The following is an 18821-nucleotide window of genomic DNA, read 5'->3' on the forward strand; positions in this document are numbered from 1 at the left end:
ACCGGTGGCTTATGGCGTTTAGAAAGGCTCATCAACCATGAACGATTCTGCTCTTAAGAGCTTCTGCACCTGGGCCCGTACGGAGCTCATCAAAGGCGTGGAGGCGCAGATGGTGCGCTACGGCATCACCGAACCTGCACCCGCGCCCGTTGGGTCCGAGACCGTTAGCGGCCTGCCCCTAAGTCCGGCTGAGATTGAGCAACGCGACGAACTGCTGCGCATGCAGGCAGAGGTGGGTCACGAGGTGCTGCGCGACCGTGCGGCCTACACCTGGTTCAACCGCATCGTGGCCATTCGCTTTATGGATGCACGCGGATGGCTTCCCAGCCGCATGCGCATACTAAGTCGTGCGGACGGCAGCCATGGTAGCGAGGCCGTGGAGAACGCACTGGACGTGGAGATAGCGACGGCCGATGCCGATCGCATAGCCGAGCTCAAGATGGCGGGCTTGGATGAACCGCTGTGGCGCTACCTGTTTGTTGCTCAGTGCGAGGAGCTTGCCGATTGCCTACCGGGCGTCTTTGAACGCGTGGGCGGAGCCATGGAGCTGCTGTTGCCCCAGGGCCTCATGATGTCCGACGGCGTGGTGGGCAAGCTCAATGCCGTCCTCACTGACGAGGACTGGCGCAAGGGCGTGACCGTTCTGGGCTGGATGTATCAGTACTACAACGCTGACGTTAAAGACGAGTTCTTCAAGTCCAAGCGCAAGGCAGCGGCGGCGGACATCGCGCCCGCCACGCAGCTCTTCACCCCCGAGTGGATCGTGCGTTACATGGTCGAGAACTCGCTCGGCCGTCTGTGGATGCTCAATAACCCGGGGAGTTCGCTGCGCGAGCGCATGGAATATTACATCGAGCCCGATGCTGAGCACGAGGACTTCATACGCATCTCGAGCCCCGAGGAGATAACCCTCTGTGACCCCGCATGCGGCTCGGGCCATATCCTGGTCTATGCGTTCGAATTGCTCTTCCATATGTACGAGGAGCGCGGCTATCGTGAGCGCGAAATTCCCGAGCTCATTCTTACTAAAAACCTCGCTGGCATGGAGATCGATCCCCGTGCAGCGCAGATCGCGGAACTGGCGCTTGCCATGTGCGCCCGCGAGCACGATCGTCGCTTTTTCAAGCGCGCCGTGCGCGCCGACGTTACCGCGCTCTCGAGCATCCCGCTGGGAGAGGACGAGCTCCCGGGCAACAAGAAGCTCGCCGAGGAGCTGAGCCATTTGGGCGAGATCGGTTCGCTGCTCAATCCTTCAGAGGACGAGATCGACGAGCTCAAGGCTGCCGTCGCGAGTTGTTCCGATGACCTTTTTGCCGCTACGGCCAAAACTAAGCTCGAAAGCGCTGCCGCCATCTGCGAGAAGCTGTCCCGTCGTTTTACCTGCACCGTTGCGAATCCTCCGTATATGGGCAGCAGCAGCTTTAATCCATTCATGAGCAAGTGGGTCAAGAGAAATTATCCCGACGTGAAGAGTGACCTGTTCTCTTCGTTCATCGTGCGCATTATGGACTTTGCTGGCGAGCACGGCGAAGTCGGAATGATGACTCCATTTGTTTGGATGTTTATCGGTAGCTACGAGAAGCTTCGAAATAGGCTTATCGATGACAAGACCCTAACCACGCTCATTCAGCTCGAGTATTCTGGCTTTGCAGGGGCAACCGTGCCCATCTGCACGTTTACCTATCACAATTCGCATATCGATGGTTATAAAGGCGGATACGTTCGTCTTGCCGATTTTACTGGCCCCGCGGTTCAGGCTCCCAAGGCGCTGGAGGCCATCCAAAACCCCGACTGTGGCTGGTTCTACCGCCGCAACGCCGACACCTTCAAACAAATCCCCGGCACCCCCATAGCCTACTGGGCCAGCGATGCTCTTGTTGAATCGTTCACAAAAGGAAAGAGGCTCGATGCCATTGCTACTCCGCGACAGGGCTTGGCGACGAGCGATAATGGCCGCTTTTTGAGGAAATGGTGGGAAGTGGTGCCTTCCAACACATCGCGAGATTGCAGTGGCAGGCCCGAGGCAAAGCAAAGTGGTTCCCGTTGGTTTCCGATTATTCGGGGCGGCTCCTATCGAAAGTGGTGGGGTGACTACGATGAGGTGGTTAATTGGTTTGATGACGGTCGGGAGATGAAGGAAGCAATTCTGTCCAAGTATACCTATCTCTCTACACCTGATTTTGTGATCAAGAACCAGAACGACTATTTCAAGCCCGCAGTTTCCTGGTCTAAAATTTCTTCCAGCCTCGCCTCCTTTAGGTTTGCACCTCGAGGGATGCTTTTTGAGGTAGCTGGAGCATGTCTTTTTGCGGAGCCGAATGAGCTTCGATACATCCAGGCTTTCTGCAACTGTTCCATTGCCGAAATTGATTTGGCGTTTATGTCGCCGACTCTAAACTTTGAGGTAGGCCAAATCGGTCAGTTACCGATCATCCAAGATAAGGCCGCCGAACCGACTGTTTGTTCACTCGTTGAAGACTCTCGCTCAATTTCAAAGGCTGACTATGACTCGTTTGAAACTTCTTGGGATTTCAAGCGTCATCCTTTAATTTAGCTGTCTTGTTAGGACTCACCTATCTTTAACAAAAGAACGTCATTGGATAGATTGGATTGAAATTAAATATGTCTGAAAAAAAGAAAGATGACAAGAAAAGAAAAGATGAAGGGGCGGGAGCAAAGAAGCCGGTCACGATTCCTGGACCCATAACAAGGTTAACGCAATTTACTTATGAAAAACCGGCGGGTTTACCTGATCGAAAAACCAAGTAGTAAAGGTGACTTTCATGGGCAAAAAGAACAAGCGACATGACGTCGATAAAAGCGCTCTCTCCAAGGAGGGGCAGATTAGCGATTACTTGAGAGACATTATTCTTTCCTCACTTGAATTTGAAAAAGAGAGGGGGGATAGCTTAAATCGCTACGTTGATAACCTCATGGTTACCATCACGATTCTGTCCGTTGCGTACCTGGCACCTCTCGACTATATTTCAAATATTCAAGGTCTTGAGGAAGTTTATGGGATTTCAACGAGGCAAATACTGTTTGTCTATTTGATTCTTCTTGGTCTTCTTGGCTGTGCTCTTGTTATAGCTGTCAGTGCAATATTTTTAAGGAGCAATATTGCACTCGCATCTCCTTCTGAACAATTTGATAGGTATTCGACTACTTACAAAGAGGCTTGCGACGAGGGCGGGCAAATTAGGGAACGGGACTTGCTTAAGTCCTACTGCTCTTCCCTAAACATTACCTATCGGGCTTACCTTTTGAAACATAACAACATGTGGAAGCGATTGAAAATATCAACTGGCCTGACTGTCCTGTCATTAATCATGGCATTCGTTTTTCTGTCCCATCTTTTATTGACTTTATTGTAGTTGTCGTCTCTCACTTATGGGATTTATTGATAGCCAGACTTGTCCTGAAGATATCGGTCGAGCATCGGAAGGCTTTCGCTGTTTTTCAGCTCACGAGTCTTGGTGTTTATTGATTGATGGAATGGGCTCGGGTTTTCCAACTTCTACTGTATTGATAAATTGAAAGGTCTGTAGTTATGGCCACTTTACTTCAAGATAAATACGAGGCCCGCAAGGCTGAGGTCAACGAGCGGTTTGAGCAGCTTCGCGCTAACGAGGAAGAGCTCAACCGAATCTTTGCCAAGATCTACAACATGGAGGGCGAAGTGCCCATCGAGGTCGAGGATAAGTACGTTTCGGTGGCGCGCATCTTCGATACCGCCGACGAGATTCCCGAGAGCTATAAGGGCAACAAATACGTGCGTACCAAGCGCGACGAGATCAGCTCGCTCATAAGCTATGCCGTGGGCTGTATGTTTGGCCGCTATTCGCTGGATGTGGACGGGCTGGTCCTGGCCGATCAGGGCGCCACGGTCGACGACTATCTGGCAAAGATGCCCAACCCTGACCACGTGACCTTTATGCCCGATGGCGACAACGTGTTGCCCATTACCGATGACGAGTACTTTGACGACGACATCGTGCGCTATTTTATTGACTTTGTGCGTACCGTGTACGGCGAGGAGACGCTCGAGCAGAACCTGGCCTTTATTGCCGAGGTGCTCGGCGGCAAGGGCACCTCGCGTGAGGTCATCCGCACCTACTTTTTGAAGGACTTCTTTAAGGACCACTGTCAGACCTACAAGAAGCGCCCTATCTACTGGCTGTTCGACAGCGGCAAAAAGAACGGCTTCAAGTGCCTTGTTTACATGCATCGCTATCAGCCCGACCTGTTGGCTCGCATCCGCACCGACTATGTGCATGAGCAGCAGGAGCGTTACCGTGCCCAGATCGGCTATGCCAACGATGCCCTTGCCAGTGCCGAGCGCGGCGAGCGCGTGCGCTTGGATAAGCGCGTGAAAAAGCTCAATGACCAGCTCAAAGAGACCATTGGCTACGAGGAGAAGCTGCACCACTTGGCAGACCAGATGATTAAGATCGACCTGGATGATGGCGTTAAGGTCAACTACGCCAAGTTTCAGGATGTGCTGGCAAAGATTAAGTAACTGCAAATACGGTAAGGATATTCATGCCCAAGATCGATGTAGAAGAACAGCTCAAGCTGCGTTTTTTGCAGCCGTTGTCCCCATGCGCGCCGCGCCGTGTTGTGGTTTGGCACGATGCGGACGGTGAGTTTGCTCCTGAGTTTGAGCGATTGGCCGCCGAGGGTTTCGACGGCGCGGGGGCCGATGATGGCGTTATGCCCGCCCACGGTGACTTTGAGCGCCCGGTGCGGTTTGTTGAAGCCTGCGAGGGCCGCATGTTTGCCGTTAAGAAGCTCATCAACCGCGATGACCTTGCGAACGATATCTTGTTGTATCGCCGTTGCCCGCGCGGCAGGCTTGAGGGTGATTGGCTTGCCGATGTTGAGCTGTATGCCGATCAGTTCCAGGCTGACTATCTTTCGCTTTTGGCCGATCAGCTGGGTATCGAGAATGTCGACGCCGTGCGTGAGAGTCTGCGCGAGCACAAGACGTTCTTTGATGCCAAGACCCGCTGCGCTAAGTTTGCCGCGTGTGTTCCGCATGCCGCGGGCGTATCCGATATCGAGCTTGGAATCCTTACGGTGATCTTTGGCGGCAAGGAGCCGGGCGACGCGCGGCCCGCGTTTGTGCTGCGCGGCTGCATGGCCACACTGCTGCACGAGGGCCCCGAGGCGCTGGCTGCGCTGGTGGATAAGTACAGCTTGCGCGACGTCCTCTCTGCCTTTATGCTGCGCTGCTATGGGTTTGATGGGCCGCTGTACGAGCGCGACTCACTGCTTATGCTTGCATCCCATGTGCTCCTTACGGCGGCATCCACCGCGCTTCCCGAGGGGGCGCTCAAGGGACTCGAAAGCTATGTGGCTCCCGCCTACGGCCCCTATTGTCTTGAGGCGGTGCGTACGTGGGACCAGGCCGCCGATGCCCAGGCATCGAGCGAGGACCTATTTGAGATCTGCCGTTTGGTAGAGGATGCCCGTGGACTCTTTGCGCGGTTCGAGACCCTGCCAATCGATGCGTTGGTCTCGCTTGACGTGTTCCCGTGCGTCAACGAGGCTGTGCTCTCACAGTTGTTCAGCTCGTTTGCTCAGGGCGCGGACCGTGTTGAGAGTGCGCGCGCATTTGCTGCGCGCCGTTGCGACCTAAGCTGGTACCGTCGTGTTGAGAGCTACTTTGACCTACTTGCTGCCGTGGCCGATATGTGCTCTTTTAGGCAGACACACGCGGGTGGGTTCCATCTGGCGCAACCCCAGCAGGTGTGGGATGCCTACACGTCCGATTGGTATGCCATGGACGCTGCCTATCGCCACATGTGCACCGCGTATCTGCGGGTGCGCTCCGTCGAGTGCGATGCGCTCGAGGAACCTGCCCGCGCTGTGGCGGACTGGGCGGAGAATCTCTACAGTAACTGGTTCTTGGCGGATGCCAATGCCTGCTGGGCGGTCGCTGCGCAAGGGGAGTGGGCCGATTGCGGCTACATCGATGGCCCTGCACGGCAGGATGAGTTCTACTGGCATGTGCTGCCCACCTTTGTGGGCTCTGCCAAGACGACGGTCGTTATCGTAAGCGACGCGCTGCGCTATGAGGTGGCCCGTGATGTCGCGGCGCTTCTCGAGCGCGAGCGCGGCGGCAACGTCAGGGTTTCTAGCATGCAGGCGGTCTTTCCCTCCATCACCGAGGTGGGCATGCCCGCGCTGCTGCCGCACCAAGCGCTTGAACTTGCAGCGGATGGCTCGCTTGTGTTGGCTGACGGCATGCCCACCGCAACGACTCCGCAGCGCGAGGCCGTGCTTGCCCACGTTGAGTCTACGGCCCGCGCTTTGCGCTCGAGCGCATACCTCAACATGGCGGGAACCGAGCGCAAGGCGCTGCTCAAGGACTCCAAGCTCGTTTATCTCTACCACAACAAGATCGATGCTACGGGCGAGAAGGCCGCTACGCAGGATGACATCTTCGATGCCTGTGCGGACACCGTGGAGGAACTTGCTGCGTTGGCGCGTCGCGTGTGCACCGACGCCCCGGGCGCGCGTGTTGTTATAACGGCGGACCACGGCTTTATCTACACGCGTCGGGAGCTCAGCGAGTGCCAGATGCTCGGCAAGCCGGACCTTCCCGTCCTTGACGCTCCCGTCATGTACGGCAAACGTCATCTGGTGGCGCCCAACGAGGCCGTGGGCGAGCTTTCGTACGAGGTGCGTGGGGTGTTTGTTAATGTTAACATGGGACGTTTGGGTGCCGGTTTTGAGGGGTTTGCCCCGCGCGAGAACGTGCACTTCAAGCGTCCCGGCGGCACTAACAACTACGTCCACGGCGGCATGAGCCTGCAGGAGCTCTGCGTGCCCGTTATCGGTTTTTGGCGTGCGCGCTCGGGTTCCAAGGACTTTGTCGACACGCGCGCGGCGACGCTGCGCGTGCTAAGCGAGGGACGCCGAGTGACCAACTCGCTCTTCTCGGTCAACTTGATCCAGGAAGAGCCTGCCCAAGGTAAGGTCTTGCCGTGCGAGTACGAGCTGGTGTTTACCGATGCAAGTGGCAACGAGGTGAGCGATACGGTCAAGGCGCATGCCAACAAGACTTCTGTTAACTCGCAGGAGCGCGTGGTGCATGCCAAGTTTGCGTTGCATGCAGCGGATGGATTCTCGGCCAAGGGTCCGTACTATCTGGTCTGCCGCGAGCGCGAGACGGGCAAGATTGTTTGGCGCGAGACGTACACCATCGCTGTTTCGTTTGCCCCTGTTGCTGACTTTGGTTTTTAGGAGTGTGCCCTATGTTTGATAGCCATGATGACGATCTGTGGGAAGTTCCCTCGATTGATGCGGATGTGCCCGAGCAGGCTGCGGTGCCTACAGGGGTGGCCGTGCCTGCTGCGGAGGCTGAGACCGCCGCGCCCGTTGAAGCTGCCGCGCCCGCCGAGGGTGAATCCTCGACCGATGGCTATGACCAGGCCGTGGCCGAGGACCCCGAGGGCGACGGCTACGACATGGATGGGCTGGACGGCAAACTGCTCGAGCACTTTGCTGGCAAGATCGTGCGCAAGGACCTGACGGCCCTTATGAAGCGCGGCGCCAACGTGCCCACCTTTGTGCTGGAGTACCTGCTAGGCGTGTACTGCTCAACTGACGACGAGGATGCCGTGGCAGAGGGTTTGGAGCGCATCCGCAGGATCCTCACCGATAACTACGTGCGTCCCGACGAGTCCGAGCGCATTAAGTCCAAGATCCGCGAACTGGGCCGCTTTACCATCATCGATAAGGTGACGGCCAAGCTCGACGAGTACAAAGACATTTACGTGGCGTCGTTTGCCAATCTGACCATCGAGCCGTTTGTGATGCCGGCCGAGTACGTGCGCGACTATTCCAAGATTCTGCAAGGCGGCATTTGGTGCATTATGAGCATCGAGTATCGTCACCCCTTGGATGAGGAAGACGAGTTTGGCATGGAGGTCTTTGGCGACGATGCGCCGCGCCGCTCCAAGGCCAAGCGCAAAAAGCGCGGACCCGAGGACTCTCCGTTTAGTGTGGCGTCGCTCACGCCCATCCAGATGCCCAATCTAGACCTGGATGCCATGGTCGACGAGCGCCAGTACTTTACGCGCGACGAGTGGCTCAACATGCTGCTGCGCTCGGCTGGCTATGAGCCCAGCGAGCTTTCCGAGAAGGAGCGCCTGCACTTTATCGAGCGCATGGTGCCGCTGATCGAGCGCAACTACAATCTGTGCGAGCTGGGTCCCCGCGGCACCGGCAAGAGCCATATCTACAAAGAGGTCTCGCCTTACGCCATCTTGCTTTCGGGCGGCCAGACCACTACGGCCAACCTGTTCGGCCGCATGAACTCCATGCGCGCCGACCGTGTGGGCTTGGTGGGTCACTGGGACTGCGTGACGTTCGACGAGGTCGCCGGCATGCGCTTTAAGGACACCAATGCCGTGCAGATCATGAAGGACTATATGGCGAGCGGCAGCTACGCGCGCGGCCGCGACCAGATCAACGCCGATGCCTCCATGGTCTTTGAGGGCAACATCAACGACACTGTGCAAAACGTCCTTAAGACCACGCACCTGTTTGATCCGTTCCCGCCGGAGTTTAACAACGATTCGGCTTTTTTCGACCGTATCCATTATTACCTGCCGGGCTGGGAGATTCCCAAGATGCGCTCGAGTCTGCTGACCGGGCATTACGGCCTGATCACCGACTGCCTGTCGGAGTTTTGCAAGGAGATGCGCCGCAAGGACTTTACGCACCATATCGACCGGTATTTCCGCTTTAACAGCGACTTTAACAAGCGCGACGAGATCGCCGTGCGCAAGACCTTTAGCGGCCTGGCCAAGCTGCTGTTCCCCGACGAGGCCATGGACAAGGACGACGTGCGCTGGCTGCTGGACTATGCCATCGAGGGCCGTCGCCGCGTAAAGGAGCAGCTCAAGATTATGGCGGGCGTCGAGTTTATCGACGTCAACCTGGGCTATATGGATGCCGACAACCCGCAGGACGTGCATGTGGTGCGCGTGCCCGAGCAGAGCGAGGACACGCTGATTCCCGACGGGCCGCTGCTGTCCGGTCACGTGTTTGGCGTGGGCAGATCGCAGGGCGGCGAGGTCGCCGTGTACAAGCTGGAGAACAAGGCCGTTGCCGGCGAGTGCAAGTTTAAGCACGAGGGCGTGGCCTTTAACAAGCCGGTGCGCGATACGCTGGAGGCCGCGTTCGACAACTTTGTGAACCTGGCGAACCGCGTGGCGCCGGGCATGCACATTGGCTCCAAGGACTACCTGCTGTTCTACAACGACTTGCAGAGCAAGGGCCTGTCCGAAGAAGTTTCGCTCGCCGAGTTTGTGGGCCTGTGCTCCGCGGCCTGCAACCGCCCGGTGATGCCCGCGCTGGCGATTCCTGGAATCTTGCGCATGTCGGGTTCTATGGACGAGATCCGTGGGCTCGAGGACATTATGCGCGTGGCCAAAAACGCCGGCGCCAAGCGCGTGATTTTGCCGCTGAGCGCCATCGCGGGCCTACAGAGCGTTTCCTCCGAGATTATCTCGGGGTTGAGCCCGGTGTTCTACATGGATGGCGACCCGGTCGACGCCGCAAAGAAGGCGCTGGATCTGTAGAAGTGCGGGCGAGCGGGCTTGCGTGCGCGTGGGCCCGCGAGCGTATTGGCGTGTTCGGGTAAGGAGGCCTTGCCATGGCGGGCGAGCGTTCTGTTGGCGAGCTGCTCGACGAGCTGTTTGGCTTTGAATCGGTGGCCAAGCGTCAGACGGCGCTTGAGCAGTACGATCGTGGGGAGTTGGTGCGCAAGGCGCGCTCCCGCGAGCTGCTGGGTGTGCTTAGGGGCGTCGAGGCTGCCGAGCACGCTGCGCGCGACTCTGCCGTGCAGGCTGTTGACGGGTATGTTCGCCGTGTCGAGGGCGCGGCCCTTGCGCGCGCTCGCAAGCAGGCGGGTGTTGTGGGCCCGCTGCAGATGGAGCGCCGCTATGCTGCCTTTTTGCGTATGGAGGACAAGGCCGAACTGTTGGCCCGCTTGGAGCAGACGCTTGCGTTTATCGAGGTAAAGCTGCGTGCCAATACGGCGGACAGGGTTCGTGCGGCATACGATGCTGCGGGGGCTTTGGTGTTGCAGGGCGCGGCGCGTCTGAGTGACGCGCGCGTTGTGGATGCCGCACCCTTGGATGCCGATCTGCTATGCACGCAGCTGGAGCAGCTGCGTTGCACCGCCGATACAACGGACCTTGCCGGCATGATTACGGCGACGTTTGAGTCCGAGCTGAGTGCGACCGGGCCGCAGGGTGCTGACGCGTTTGCGAGCGATGTGGCTGGCGATGTGGCGCTGGAGCGCGAGCTTACTAATGTGCGCGGTGCTGCGCAGCGAGCGCGCTTGGCAGCCCAAGCGTATCGGGCCGAACGCGCTGCCCGCGTTGCAGGGAGCACGGTGGAGCCGGTATCGTTGCCGGGGCTTGTTTGCATTACGTGCGAGACGGGGTGCGATGCCGGGGAGCTTGCCGAGTTGCTCGCTCAGGTTAAGAAGTCGTTTGAGGCCTATAGGCGCGTTGTTACCGACGGCGGGTTGTTCTGTGCCTTTGGTGCCGGTTCGCCGCATGGGATTTGCCGCGGCAGTAGCTATTTCGACTACGATGATCGGTTTGACGAAGACGTGTTGGTGGGCGAGTATGACGGTGCTGCCAGGCACAATGTTCGGCGCGAAGTTGCGATTCCCGAGCTTGTGGACGAGGCTTCGGTCGACGGCGGCGACTCGCTCGAGGTTGCCGTGGCGCGCATGCGTGAGTTTAACGGACGGCGCTACGATGGTGTGCTGGACGAGGATCCTGCGCGCCATGTGAATGCGTTTTGGTATGGACTCAAAAAGCTCAGCCAGTATTGCGAGGCCGCCGTGCGCGTGGACGTGCGTGCTTGGGATTGCTTTATCGATAAGGTACAGTTCGCCTACGATGAACCCGTGGGCCGTTTGGCTACGCAGATGGACGACAAACAGGTTGAGGCTTTTGTCGCTGCCGTGGATGCGCTCGGCGCTGACGAGTAAGGGCCTGGTTTGGCGGGAGGTTTCACCATGAAAATCGAAGTCGATGTAGATCAGCTGCGCGAGAGCCTGCTCGACCGCGCGGGGAGTGCGGCGGGCGTGGGCTTTCCGGCCGCTATGCTCAACGTAGTGGATATCGAGGACGAGTCGCCCCAAGAGCTCCTAGCCCGAGCCGAACGCGAAGGCCTCGACCTCCGCGACTTTGCCGTCGACGATGACGCTGAATGATGGCCATCTTTGGTATTGACGAACATATGTTTGTATTTTATACTCATGCTTGAACATACGTCAAACTTCATGGTATAAACTAGGTGGTCATCTCTTAAGAGAGGGCTTCCAAGTGCCGGGGACGTTTTCCCCGGCTTTTTTATTAAGGATTGCCCATGCGAGAGCTGAGTATCTTTATTGATGAATCTGGAAGCGATGATCTTCGTGAAAGATACTATCTTGTGGCCTTTGTTTTTCATGAACAAGATATTCCCATCGCTGAGGGAATAGAGAAATATGAAAGGGCGGTAGCCGAAAGCGGATTGCCGCTTCTTCCGTTCCATGCTTCTCCTCTCATGAATGGAAAAGATCAGTTCAAGGACTTGGGCATCAGCGAGAGAAAAAGGCTGTTCTCACTATTTCGAGTTATGTTTCGACATTTGCCCATCTCGTACAAGGTGTTTGTATTCAAGACGCATCGGTACCGAACTCTTAAACAGATTGCTGATGCGATGCGGCGTGAAATCATCGATTTCATATTCGACAATTTGAGTTGGTTTCAGCAGTTTGATGCTGTAAAGATTTACTACGACGGAGGACAGGGTTCGGTTTCGAGTGCGCTTCACAAGGCAATCGATTACGCTTTGGCTAAAAATGCAGTTATCTATAAGCCGACAACTTCATCGGATTACTATTTGGCTCAGGCCGCGGACTATGTCTGTACCATTGAGTTCACGAGTCTGAAATATCAGGCAAATAAGCAGACTAATACTGACCAGAAGTTTTTTGGTGGTAGTACTGCGTTTAAAAAAGGCTTACTAAAAGAAGTTAGAAAGAAGGCCGTCCCAAATTAGCTGCCCTGTGGCCGCTACGACGCCAGCGTGGCGATGACGGCTTCGTCGCCGGCGTATATGAGGGTGTTGCCATCGGGAATGATCGTTTGGCCGTCGCGCTTGAGCATCACTACAATAAACGGATGCTTGCCTTGCGGCACATCGCGCAGGCGCTGACCGGCCAGGCGACCGTGGGGCGTCACGGTGACCTCGCGCAGCGTAACCTCGGCACGCTCTTCGAACGTTGGGGCTGCCATCACCAGAAGGTCGCCTTCCTCGATGACGGTATCGCCGTTGGGCAGTACCGGGTGCGCCCCGTCGCGCAGCACCAAGACCACGAGCATGTCCGTCGCGCTGCCAATATCGGCGAGCGAGCGTCCGGCAAACGGATGTCCAGCGCCCACCTTGAGCTTTACAAACGACATGCCGCCCTCGTCGCGGTAGTCGTTAAAGGTGCGGCGTACGTCGCCGGCCGCATCGATCATATCGAGTTTCTTCGCCACCGCCGGCAGTAGCGAACCCTGCACCACAATGCTCGATACGGCAATCACAAATACCAGGTCAAACAGGTCGTGACCGCCGGGAACGCCGGCTACCACGGCAAAGAGGCCAAAGACGACCGAAGCCGCGCCGCGCAAGCCCGCCCAGCTTACGAGTGCAACCTGGCGAGGGTTCGTCTTAAAGGGCACCAGCAGCAGACCGACGGCGATGGGGCGGCTCACGAAGAGCATAAACGCCATGAGCGCCAGGCCCGGCAGCAGCATCTGCGGCAGGCGTGCGGGCGTTACGAGCAGGCCGAGCAAGAAGAAGATCGTCATCTCGGCCATCTCGGTAAGGGTGTCAAAGAAGTGCGCCATCTCGACCTTGCCGGTGATGTCGCTCGCGCCCAGCACAATGCCTGCCAGGTATACGGCCAAAAAGCCGTTGCCGCCCAGGTAGCTCGGCAGTGCGTAGGCGACGATCGCCACGGCGAACAAAAAGATAGTCTGCGCGCCCTCGGCCGTTGCGTGTGCGCGCTCAATCAGGCGGCTGGATATCCAGCCGATGGCAAGGCCCAGCCCCACGCCCAGGATGATCTGCTTGGCCAGCAGCACGGGAATGTCGATGTTGCCACCCGCCGCGAGGGTGGCGAGTACCGCGGTGAGCATGTAGGCGACGGGGTCGTTGGAGCCCGATTCGACCTCGAGCAGCGAGTCGGTGCCGCCCTTTAGCGACAGGTTGTGCTCGCGCAGCACGCTAAAGACGCTCGCCGCGTCGGTCGACGCCACGACCGAGCCCAGCAGCAGGCCGCCGATCCAGTCGAAGCCCAGTGCGAAGTGTGCGAACACGCCAGTGATGCCGGCGGTGGTGATAACGCCGAGCGTGCTCAGCAGCACAGCGGGCGCGGCGACGGGTTTGGCACGGTCGATGTTGGTGTTAAAGCCGCCGTAGAACATGATGAACAGCAGCGCCGTGCTGCAGACGGTTTCGGTGAGCGCGTAGTCGCTAAAGTCGATGTGCGCCGGACCGTTGACGCCGAGCAGCATGCCGAGCGCAATAAAGATGAGGAGGGTGGGGAAGGGGAGTTTTTTGCCGACGGGTTTGATGGTCAGGCACAAAATGATGACGAGGCCGATAAAGAGAAGTATCTGGTTCATGGATAGTGTCCGCTCCTGGGTGGTTGGCGTGGCACGGTCAGTTGTCTGCGGTTATTTGTACCCAAAGGTGGTGGGTTTATGGGGGCGGATTACGGGCGTGCGCGATATCGTCATAGACGGCTGCCGTCTTTGCCTCTGCTCGGAAACCCTTTCCAGCTTTATTGCAACGGAGTACAATGGGTAACGTTTAAGTTCAACTTGAAGTTTTAGTTGCGGCGCCGGGCTTAGACCGCAATGCAAGGAGAGGCGTACCATGGCGATCTATGTGACATCTGATGCTCACGGGCACGTGCGTGCGCTTGACGAGGCCCTGTCTAAGATCTCGTTGACGTCCGACGACACGCTGTACGTGCTGGGCGACATGATCGATCGCGGGCCCGATCCGGTCGGCGTTATTAAGCTCGTGCGCTCGCTGCCCAACGCCCACGTGCTCAAGGGCAATCACGAGCAGATCATGCTCGATGCCATCATTGGCCAGGACCCGCTCGATGCCGAGACCTGGGATATCAACGGTGGCTGGACGACGAGCGAGCAGCTCAACGACATGGAATTTGAGGCATACGAGGAGCTCGTGCGATGGATGGCCGCGCTGCCGCTCTACGCGGTGGCCGAGACCGAGGAGCGCCCGTACCTGCTGGTGCATGCCGGCATCCAGACCGAGGCGGCGCGCGCGTTTTTGCTTGAGCATGGTGTCGATTGCGGTGACGGCAGGGGAGCGGTCGATGCCGATAGCGAGCTGCTGCGGCAAATGCTCGCCGTGCAGTCGTCCGATGACCTGCTGTGGATTCGTCACGGCTATTGGGATGCGCCGACGGGACTGCTTTCTGCCGAGGGCGAGGGCCCGGTCGTGGTGAGCGGCCACACGCCCACGGTGTCGCTTGGGCGCTATTGCGAGGTTGGCGGCCTGGCGGGGCTCGATGAGGAGTCGGGCCGCGGGCAGATTGTGCGCCTGGGTGGCGAGGATACCGCCGGCGTGCCCGATCGCATCGACATCGACTGCGCCGCCGCCACCGGCTCCGAGTTCGGTCGCGTGGGCATCCTGCGGCTCGATGATGGGGCGGAGTTCTACGCGAACATCAACCCGGGCGAATAATCGGTGCAAGTGGTAGCTAATTTGGGACGGGGCTTTTTTGACTACTCTTGCCCTTCTGCCCGCTAATTGATTTCTCTGGGACGGGGATTAAATAATCATTTGGCTGCCCGCTGGCTAAGTGAGTAGACTTTTTTGGAAATGCCGAGCACCCAACATATTTGCCTCAATAAAACCGCAGGTCACAGACTTGTGCTCTGTCGGTGTGGTCAGGGATTCGGTAAAAATCTACTCACTTAGTTTTACGTAATGCATATTGTCTTCAACGAGACCCCAGCCGGGGCGATTCCATCGCAAATTCCGGTGACCGGGGCAGCTAATTAGGCGCCGTAGGGGTTGCGGTCGCGCTCGATGCGCTGGCGGATGTGGGCGTACTCGATTATCAGCAGCACCAGGAGTAGGGCCATGATGGCTAGGTAGCTCACCACGGCGCCCATCAGACCCAGCAGCTTAATCAGGATCACCGGCAGCGCCACGCTTACGGCGAAGCAGATCAGGTAGATCTTGGTGACATCGCCGGCGTGGCGCAACACCGTGATGATGGCGTAGATAAAGTCGATTGCCGCGGTGACGCCGCCGGCGACAACCATTAGCAGTGCCAGCGTGCGGTAGCGCTCAAAGTTGAGGCCGTACATAAAGCTCATGATGGGGATGCCGGGGCCTGCCATAAATGCGGCGCACGCTCCGGTAATGACCACGATCAGTGCCATAACGGCAACAATAATCAAGTCAAAGCGGCGACGCTTGCGCGGATTCGCCCAAATGCTCGACAGACGTAGGAGCTGCGGTTTATAGATAAATCCAATGCTCAACAAAATAGCCTGCGCTGGAAAGAACAGTGCATTAAAGTACAGCTGGTATTTGTAGGCCAGTGTGCCTTCCATCACGAACTTGGGCATGCTCTCGATGAGGTTGAACAGGAACAGCGCACCAAAGAGCGGGGCGCACTGGATAAACAGGTGACCAGCCTCGCGCAGACTCATACGGCGTGATTTTTCGGTTTCGAGCAGGGCGAGCGGGGCGGTGACCAGCACGAGCGAGGTAATCGCGGCGATGCCCATGGCCATGGCGGCGATGGGCATGCTGCGCGTGAGGAACAGTGCCACGCTAAAGACCGCGATGACGCCGACGGATCGTAGCGTTTGGCTCATGCCGGCCAGGTAGAGTTTGTCGGCCTGCTGCAGGCGTCCCTCGTACACGTCGGCAATGCCGTCGATCACCTTATACAGGTAGACGCCCAGGCCGATTGTGGCCATCTGCGCATCGTAGCCGCGGGCGCTGCTGTATACCAGGCCGCATGCCAGCGCGAGCGCTCCGCAGATCCAGCGGTTGAGCTGGTAAGAGGCAAAGGACGTCTTTTCGTCGATGTCCGAGACCTGGAAATTGCGCACGCCGTAGTTGCACGCGATCATGATGAGCGTGCCGGTGACAAAGGCGATGGAGAATTTGCCAGCCTCCTCGGCGCCCACGAGCTGTGTGGACACGATGGTGAGCAACGGAAACACCATGCCCCACACGGCGGTGCCCAGGGTATTCCAAAGGTAGTCGCGACGGGTGGCGTGATCTTCGTACTCGGCTTCTTGCGTGGAGAAGCCGCCGCCGTAGACGGCTCCGAGCAGGCGGTTCCACCAGGCATTGACCATGCGGTGGATGGGGCCGGGCTGGCGATCGCGCTCGCGGCGACGGCGTGTGGCCTGGCTGCTGTCGGGACCGCCGGCGTTACGCTGGCTTAGCTCTTGGATTCGTGCGAGCTCCTCGGCGGTGTGCGATGCGGGGAACAGGCCGTTCTCGATGCGTCCGCCCTGCCCGTGCGCCCCGTCCGATACGGTGGGGTCGGCGACGCCATTGCGGCGGGCGATGGCGCGGCGAATGCTATCGATGGGCGTGATGCTCAAAGCGGAGTCCTTTCTATTGCTACGCTCTAGTATAGACGCGACGGTGTTCGTTCGTGTTTTTGAACAGGTTGTTCGATAATTTCGGCGGCGCCATTCAGTAGACGGCATTTGGGGACGTTCCTTATGTGCCGGCACTTTGGGAACGTCCCTAAGTGCCGGCATCCGGGGTCGCTCCTTGGTTGTTGCCTGTTCAAGAGTGTCCCTAACGACTAGGCCGCTTGCGTGCGATTTTTGACCGTTGGGCGGGCGCTTCGCCCTTGCCGCAAAAACGTTTTTGCATATCGGGTACAACGGGCTTTACGTGAGTAAAGTGCGCGCTGCGTCCACGTGCCGCGTTTTTAAAGGAGGCCCCATGCCTGGTGTTACCCCTGCAGAAGTTCTGTCCAACTTTGGCATTACGCTGGTCGAAGACCCCGCCGAGAATCAGCCCCGCCTGCTGGTTGACCTGCCGGCAGCCGAGCTCGTCGAGCATGCCATCCGCCGCAACGAAGGCCGCATGGCCTCCAACGGCGCGCTGGTGATCGAGACGGGGGAGCGTACCGGACGTTCGCCCAACGACCGCTTTATCGCCGACACGCCCGACGTGCACGGCAAGATCGCCTGGGGCGCCGTCAACCGCCCGCTTTCGATCGAGAGCTACGAGACCATCAAGGCCGGCATCGTCGACTACCTCAACGAGCGCGACGTGTTCGTCACCCGCGGCATGGCCGGCGCCGACCGCAACCACACGCGCCGACTGCTCGTCGCCTGCGAGCGCGCCAGCCAGGCACTCTTCATTAAGCAGATGCTCGCCCGCCCGCTCGCCCGCGAAATCGCGCGCACCGGCGAGCCGGACTTCTGCGTGCTCGCCGCGCCGGGCTACCAGTGCGATCCCGCCATCAAGGGCCTCAACTCCAGCGCCGCCGTGGTCATCAACTTCCAGGAGCGCGTGATTTTGGTCGCGGGTACCGGCTACTCCGGCGAGATCAAAAAGTCCATCTTCAGCGTCATGAATTACCTGCTGCCCGTCGAGGACGACGTGCTGCCCATGCATTGCTCGGCCAGTATGGACCCCGTCACGCACGAGACCGCGGTGTTCTTTGGCCTGTCGGGCACCGGCAAGACCACGCTTTCGGCCAACCCCACGCGCCTGCTGATCGGCGACGACGAGCACGGCTGGTCCGACATGGGTATCTTCAACATCGAGGGCGGCTGCTACGCCAAGTGCGAGGGCTTGGATGCGTTCCACGAGCCCGAGATCTTCAATGCCGTTCGCTTTGGCGCCATCTGCGAAAACGTGGTGCTCGACGAGGGCCGCAAGCCTAATTACGATGATATTTCGATCACGCACAACACGCGTGTGGCATATCCCGTCGAGCATATCCCCAACGCGTGGACCAAGGGCATGGGCACTACCCCGAGCGTCGTGCTGTTTTTGACCTGCGATGCCTTTGGCGTGCTGCCGCCCATCTCGCGCCTGACGGCCGACGCCGCCATGTATCACTTTGTGACGGGCTTCACCGCCAAGATCCCTGGCACCGAGGTCGGCGTCACCGAGCCCACGCCCACGTTCTCTTCGCTGTTCGGCGAGCCGTTTATGCCGCTCGACCCCATGGTTTACGCCAAGATGCTTGGCGAGCGCATTGCCGACGGCCGCACGCGCGTGTACCTGGTCAACACCGGCTGGATTGGCGGCGGCTACGGCGTGGGCCATCGCATCGAGCTGGCCTACACGCGCTCGCTGGTCGCGCGCGCCCTCGACGGCACCATCGAGGACAGCGAGTTCGTGCACGACGACATCTTTAACGTCGACATTCCCACGACGTGCCACGGCGTGCCCGATGGCATCCTGGTGCCGCGCCAATACTGGCAGAGCACCGCGCGCTATGACGAGGCCGCGCACAACCTGGCGGTGATGTTCGAGGAGAACTTCGAGAAGAAGTACTCGCACCTGCCCGAGTCCGTCAAAGCCGCCGGTCCGCACGCTCAAGTACACGCCGACGCCCGTCATCGCGGCCGCGGCCTGCTGGGACTCCGCCACTAGCTTCGCCGTGAGTCCATATCCACCACAAAGGGGACAGGCACCTTTGTGGTGGTTTTGCTCGCGTGGATGACTCGGGTTACAATACGCCTGACATATCGTCCCCTTCTCCGGATGGG

General features: G+C 58.6%; 13 protein-coding genes. 11 read left to right on the forward strand and 2 right to left on the reverse strand.

Features of this window, described 5'->3' with window-relative positions; all coding sequences use genetic code 11:
* Positions 1-37: 37 nt before the first annotated feature.
* From pglX to GT571_RS07470, 9 genes are all read left to right on the forward strand, one after another.
* On the forward strand, positions 38-2554 hold the full coding sequence (pglX, locus tag GT571_RS07430) for a BREX-1 system adenine-specific DNA-methyltransferase PglX (protein WP_055252033.1): 2517 nt from the start codon (positions 38-40) through the stop codon (positions 2552-2554).
* A 68-nt stretch (positions 2555-2622) separates the two neighbouring features.
* The gene (locus GT571_RS07435; protein ID WP_156333782.1) at positions 2623-2769 is read left to right on the forward strand and encodes a hypothetical protein; all 147 of its coding nucleotides are present in this window, start codon (positions 2623-2625) and stop codon (positions 2767-2769) included.
* Positions 2770-2783: 14 nt separating this feature from the next.
* Positions 2784-3374 (forward strand): hypothetical protein, encoded by a 591-nt coding sequence (locus GT571_RS07440; protein ID WP_055252031.1) that lies wholly within the window; start codon positions 2784-2786, stop codon positions 3372-3374.
* 176 nt (positions 3375-3550) lie between these two features.
* Entirely contained in the window at positions 3551-4519 is a 969-nt protein-coding gene (locus tag GT571_RS07445) for a BREX-1 system adenine-specific DNA-methyltransferase PglX (protein WP_055252028.1), read from the forward strand.
* Positions 4520-4542: 23 nt separating this feature from the next.
* Positions 4543-7251 (forward strand): BREX-1 system phosphatase PglZ type A, encoded by a 2709-nt coding sequence (pglZ, locus tag GT571_RS07450; protein WP_055252027.1) that lies wholly within the window; start codon positions 4543-4545, stop codon positions 7249-7251.
* An 11-nt stretch (positions 7252-7262) separates the two neighbouring features.
* A complete protein-coding gene (brxL, locus tag GT571_RS07455; protein ID WP_192934671.1) occupies positions 7263-9596 on the forward strand; it encodes a protease Lon-related BREX system protein BrxL in 2334 nt (777 codons plus the stop codon).
* A 74-nt stretch (positions 9597-9670) separates the two neighbouring features.
* Positions 9671-11023: a hypothetical protein gene (locus tag GT571_RS07460; protein ID WP_161156404.1), complete on the forward strand. Its 1353-nt coding sequence runs from the start codon at positions 9671-9673 to the stop codon at positions 11021-11023.
* 27 nt (positions 11024-11050) lie between these two features.
* The gene (locus tag GT571_RS07465) at positions 11051-11248 is read left to right on the forward strand and encodes a hypothetical protein (RefSeq protein ID WP_161156406.1); all 198 of its coding nucleotides are present in this window, start codon (positions 11051-11053) and stop codon (positions 11246-11248) included.
* A 155-nt stretch (positions 11249-11403) separates the two neighbouring features.
* Positions 11404-12081, forward strand: coding sequence for a DUF3800 domain-containing protein (locus GT571_RS07470; protein WP_117776136.1), 678 nt, complete (start codon positions 11404-11406; stop codon positions 12079-12081).
* A gap of 14 nt (positions 12082-12095) precedes the next feature.
* Here the strand turns inward: GT571_RS07470 and GT571_RS07475 are convergent, their stop codons facing one another.
* Positions 12096-13697, reverse strand: coding sequence for a potassium/proton antiporter (locus GT571_RS07475; RefSeq protein ID WP_161156408.1), 1602 nt, complete (start codon positions 13695-13697; stop codon positions 12096-12098).
* Between the two features lie 253 nt (positions 13698-13950).
* Here GT571_RS07475 and GT571_RS07480 point away from each other — a divergent pair, with 253 nt between their 5' ends.
* Complete coding sequence (locus GT571_RS07480; protein WP_055252016.1) at positions 13951-14790, forward strand: metallophosphoesterase family protein; 840 nt, start codon at positions 13951-13953, stop codon at positions 14788-14790.
* A gap of 317 nt (positions 14791-15107) precedes the next feature.
* On the opposite strand, the gene GT571_RS07485 is transcribed toward GT571_RS07480, so the two are convergent.
* Positions 15108-16682, reverse strand: a complete 1575-nt coding sequence (locus GT571_RS07485) for a lipopolysaccharide biosynthesis protein (protein ID WP_240136136.1) — start codon at positions 16680-16682, stop codon at positions 15108-15110.
* A 352-nt stretch (positions 16683-17034) separates the two neighbouring features.
* Here GT571_RS07485 and pckA point away from each other — a divergent pair, with 352 nt between their 5' ends.
* A complete protein-coding gene (gene pckA, locus GT571_RS07490; RefSeq protein ID WP_192934672.1) occupies positions 17035-18705 on the forward strand; it encodes a phosphoenolpyruvate carboxykinase (ATP) in 1671 nt (556 codons plus the stop codon).
* Positions 18706-18821: the final 116 nt, after the last annotated feature.

This window comes from Collinsella aerofaciens (assembly GCF_009876115.1).
GTDB classification, from domain to species: domain Bacteria; phylum Actinomycetota; class Coriobacteriia; order Coriobacteriales; family Coriobacteriaceae; genus Collinsella; species Collinsella aerofaciens_N.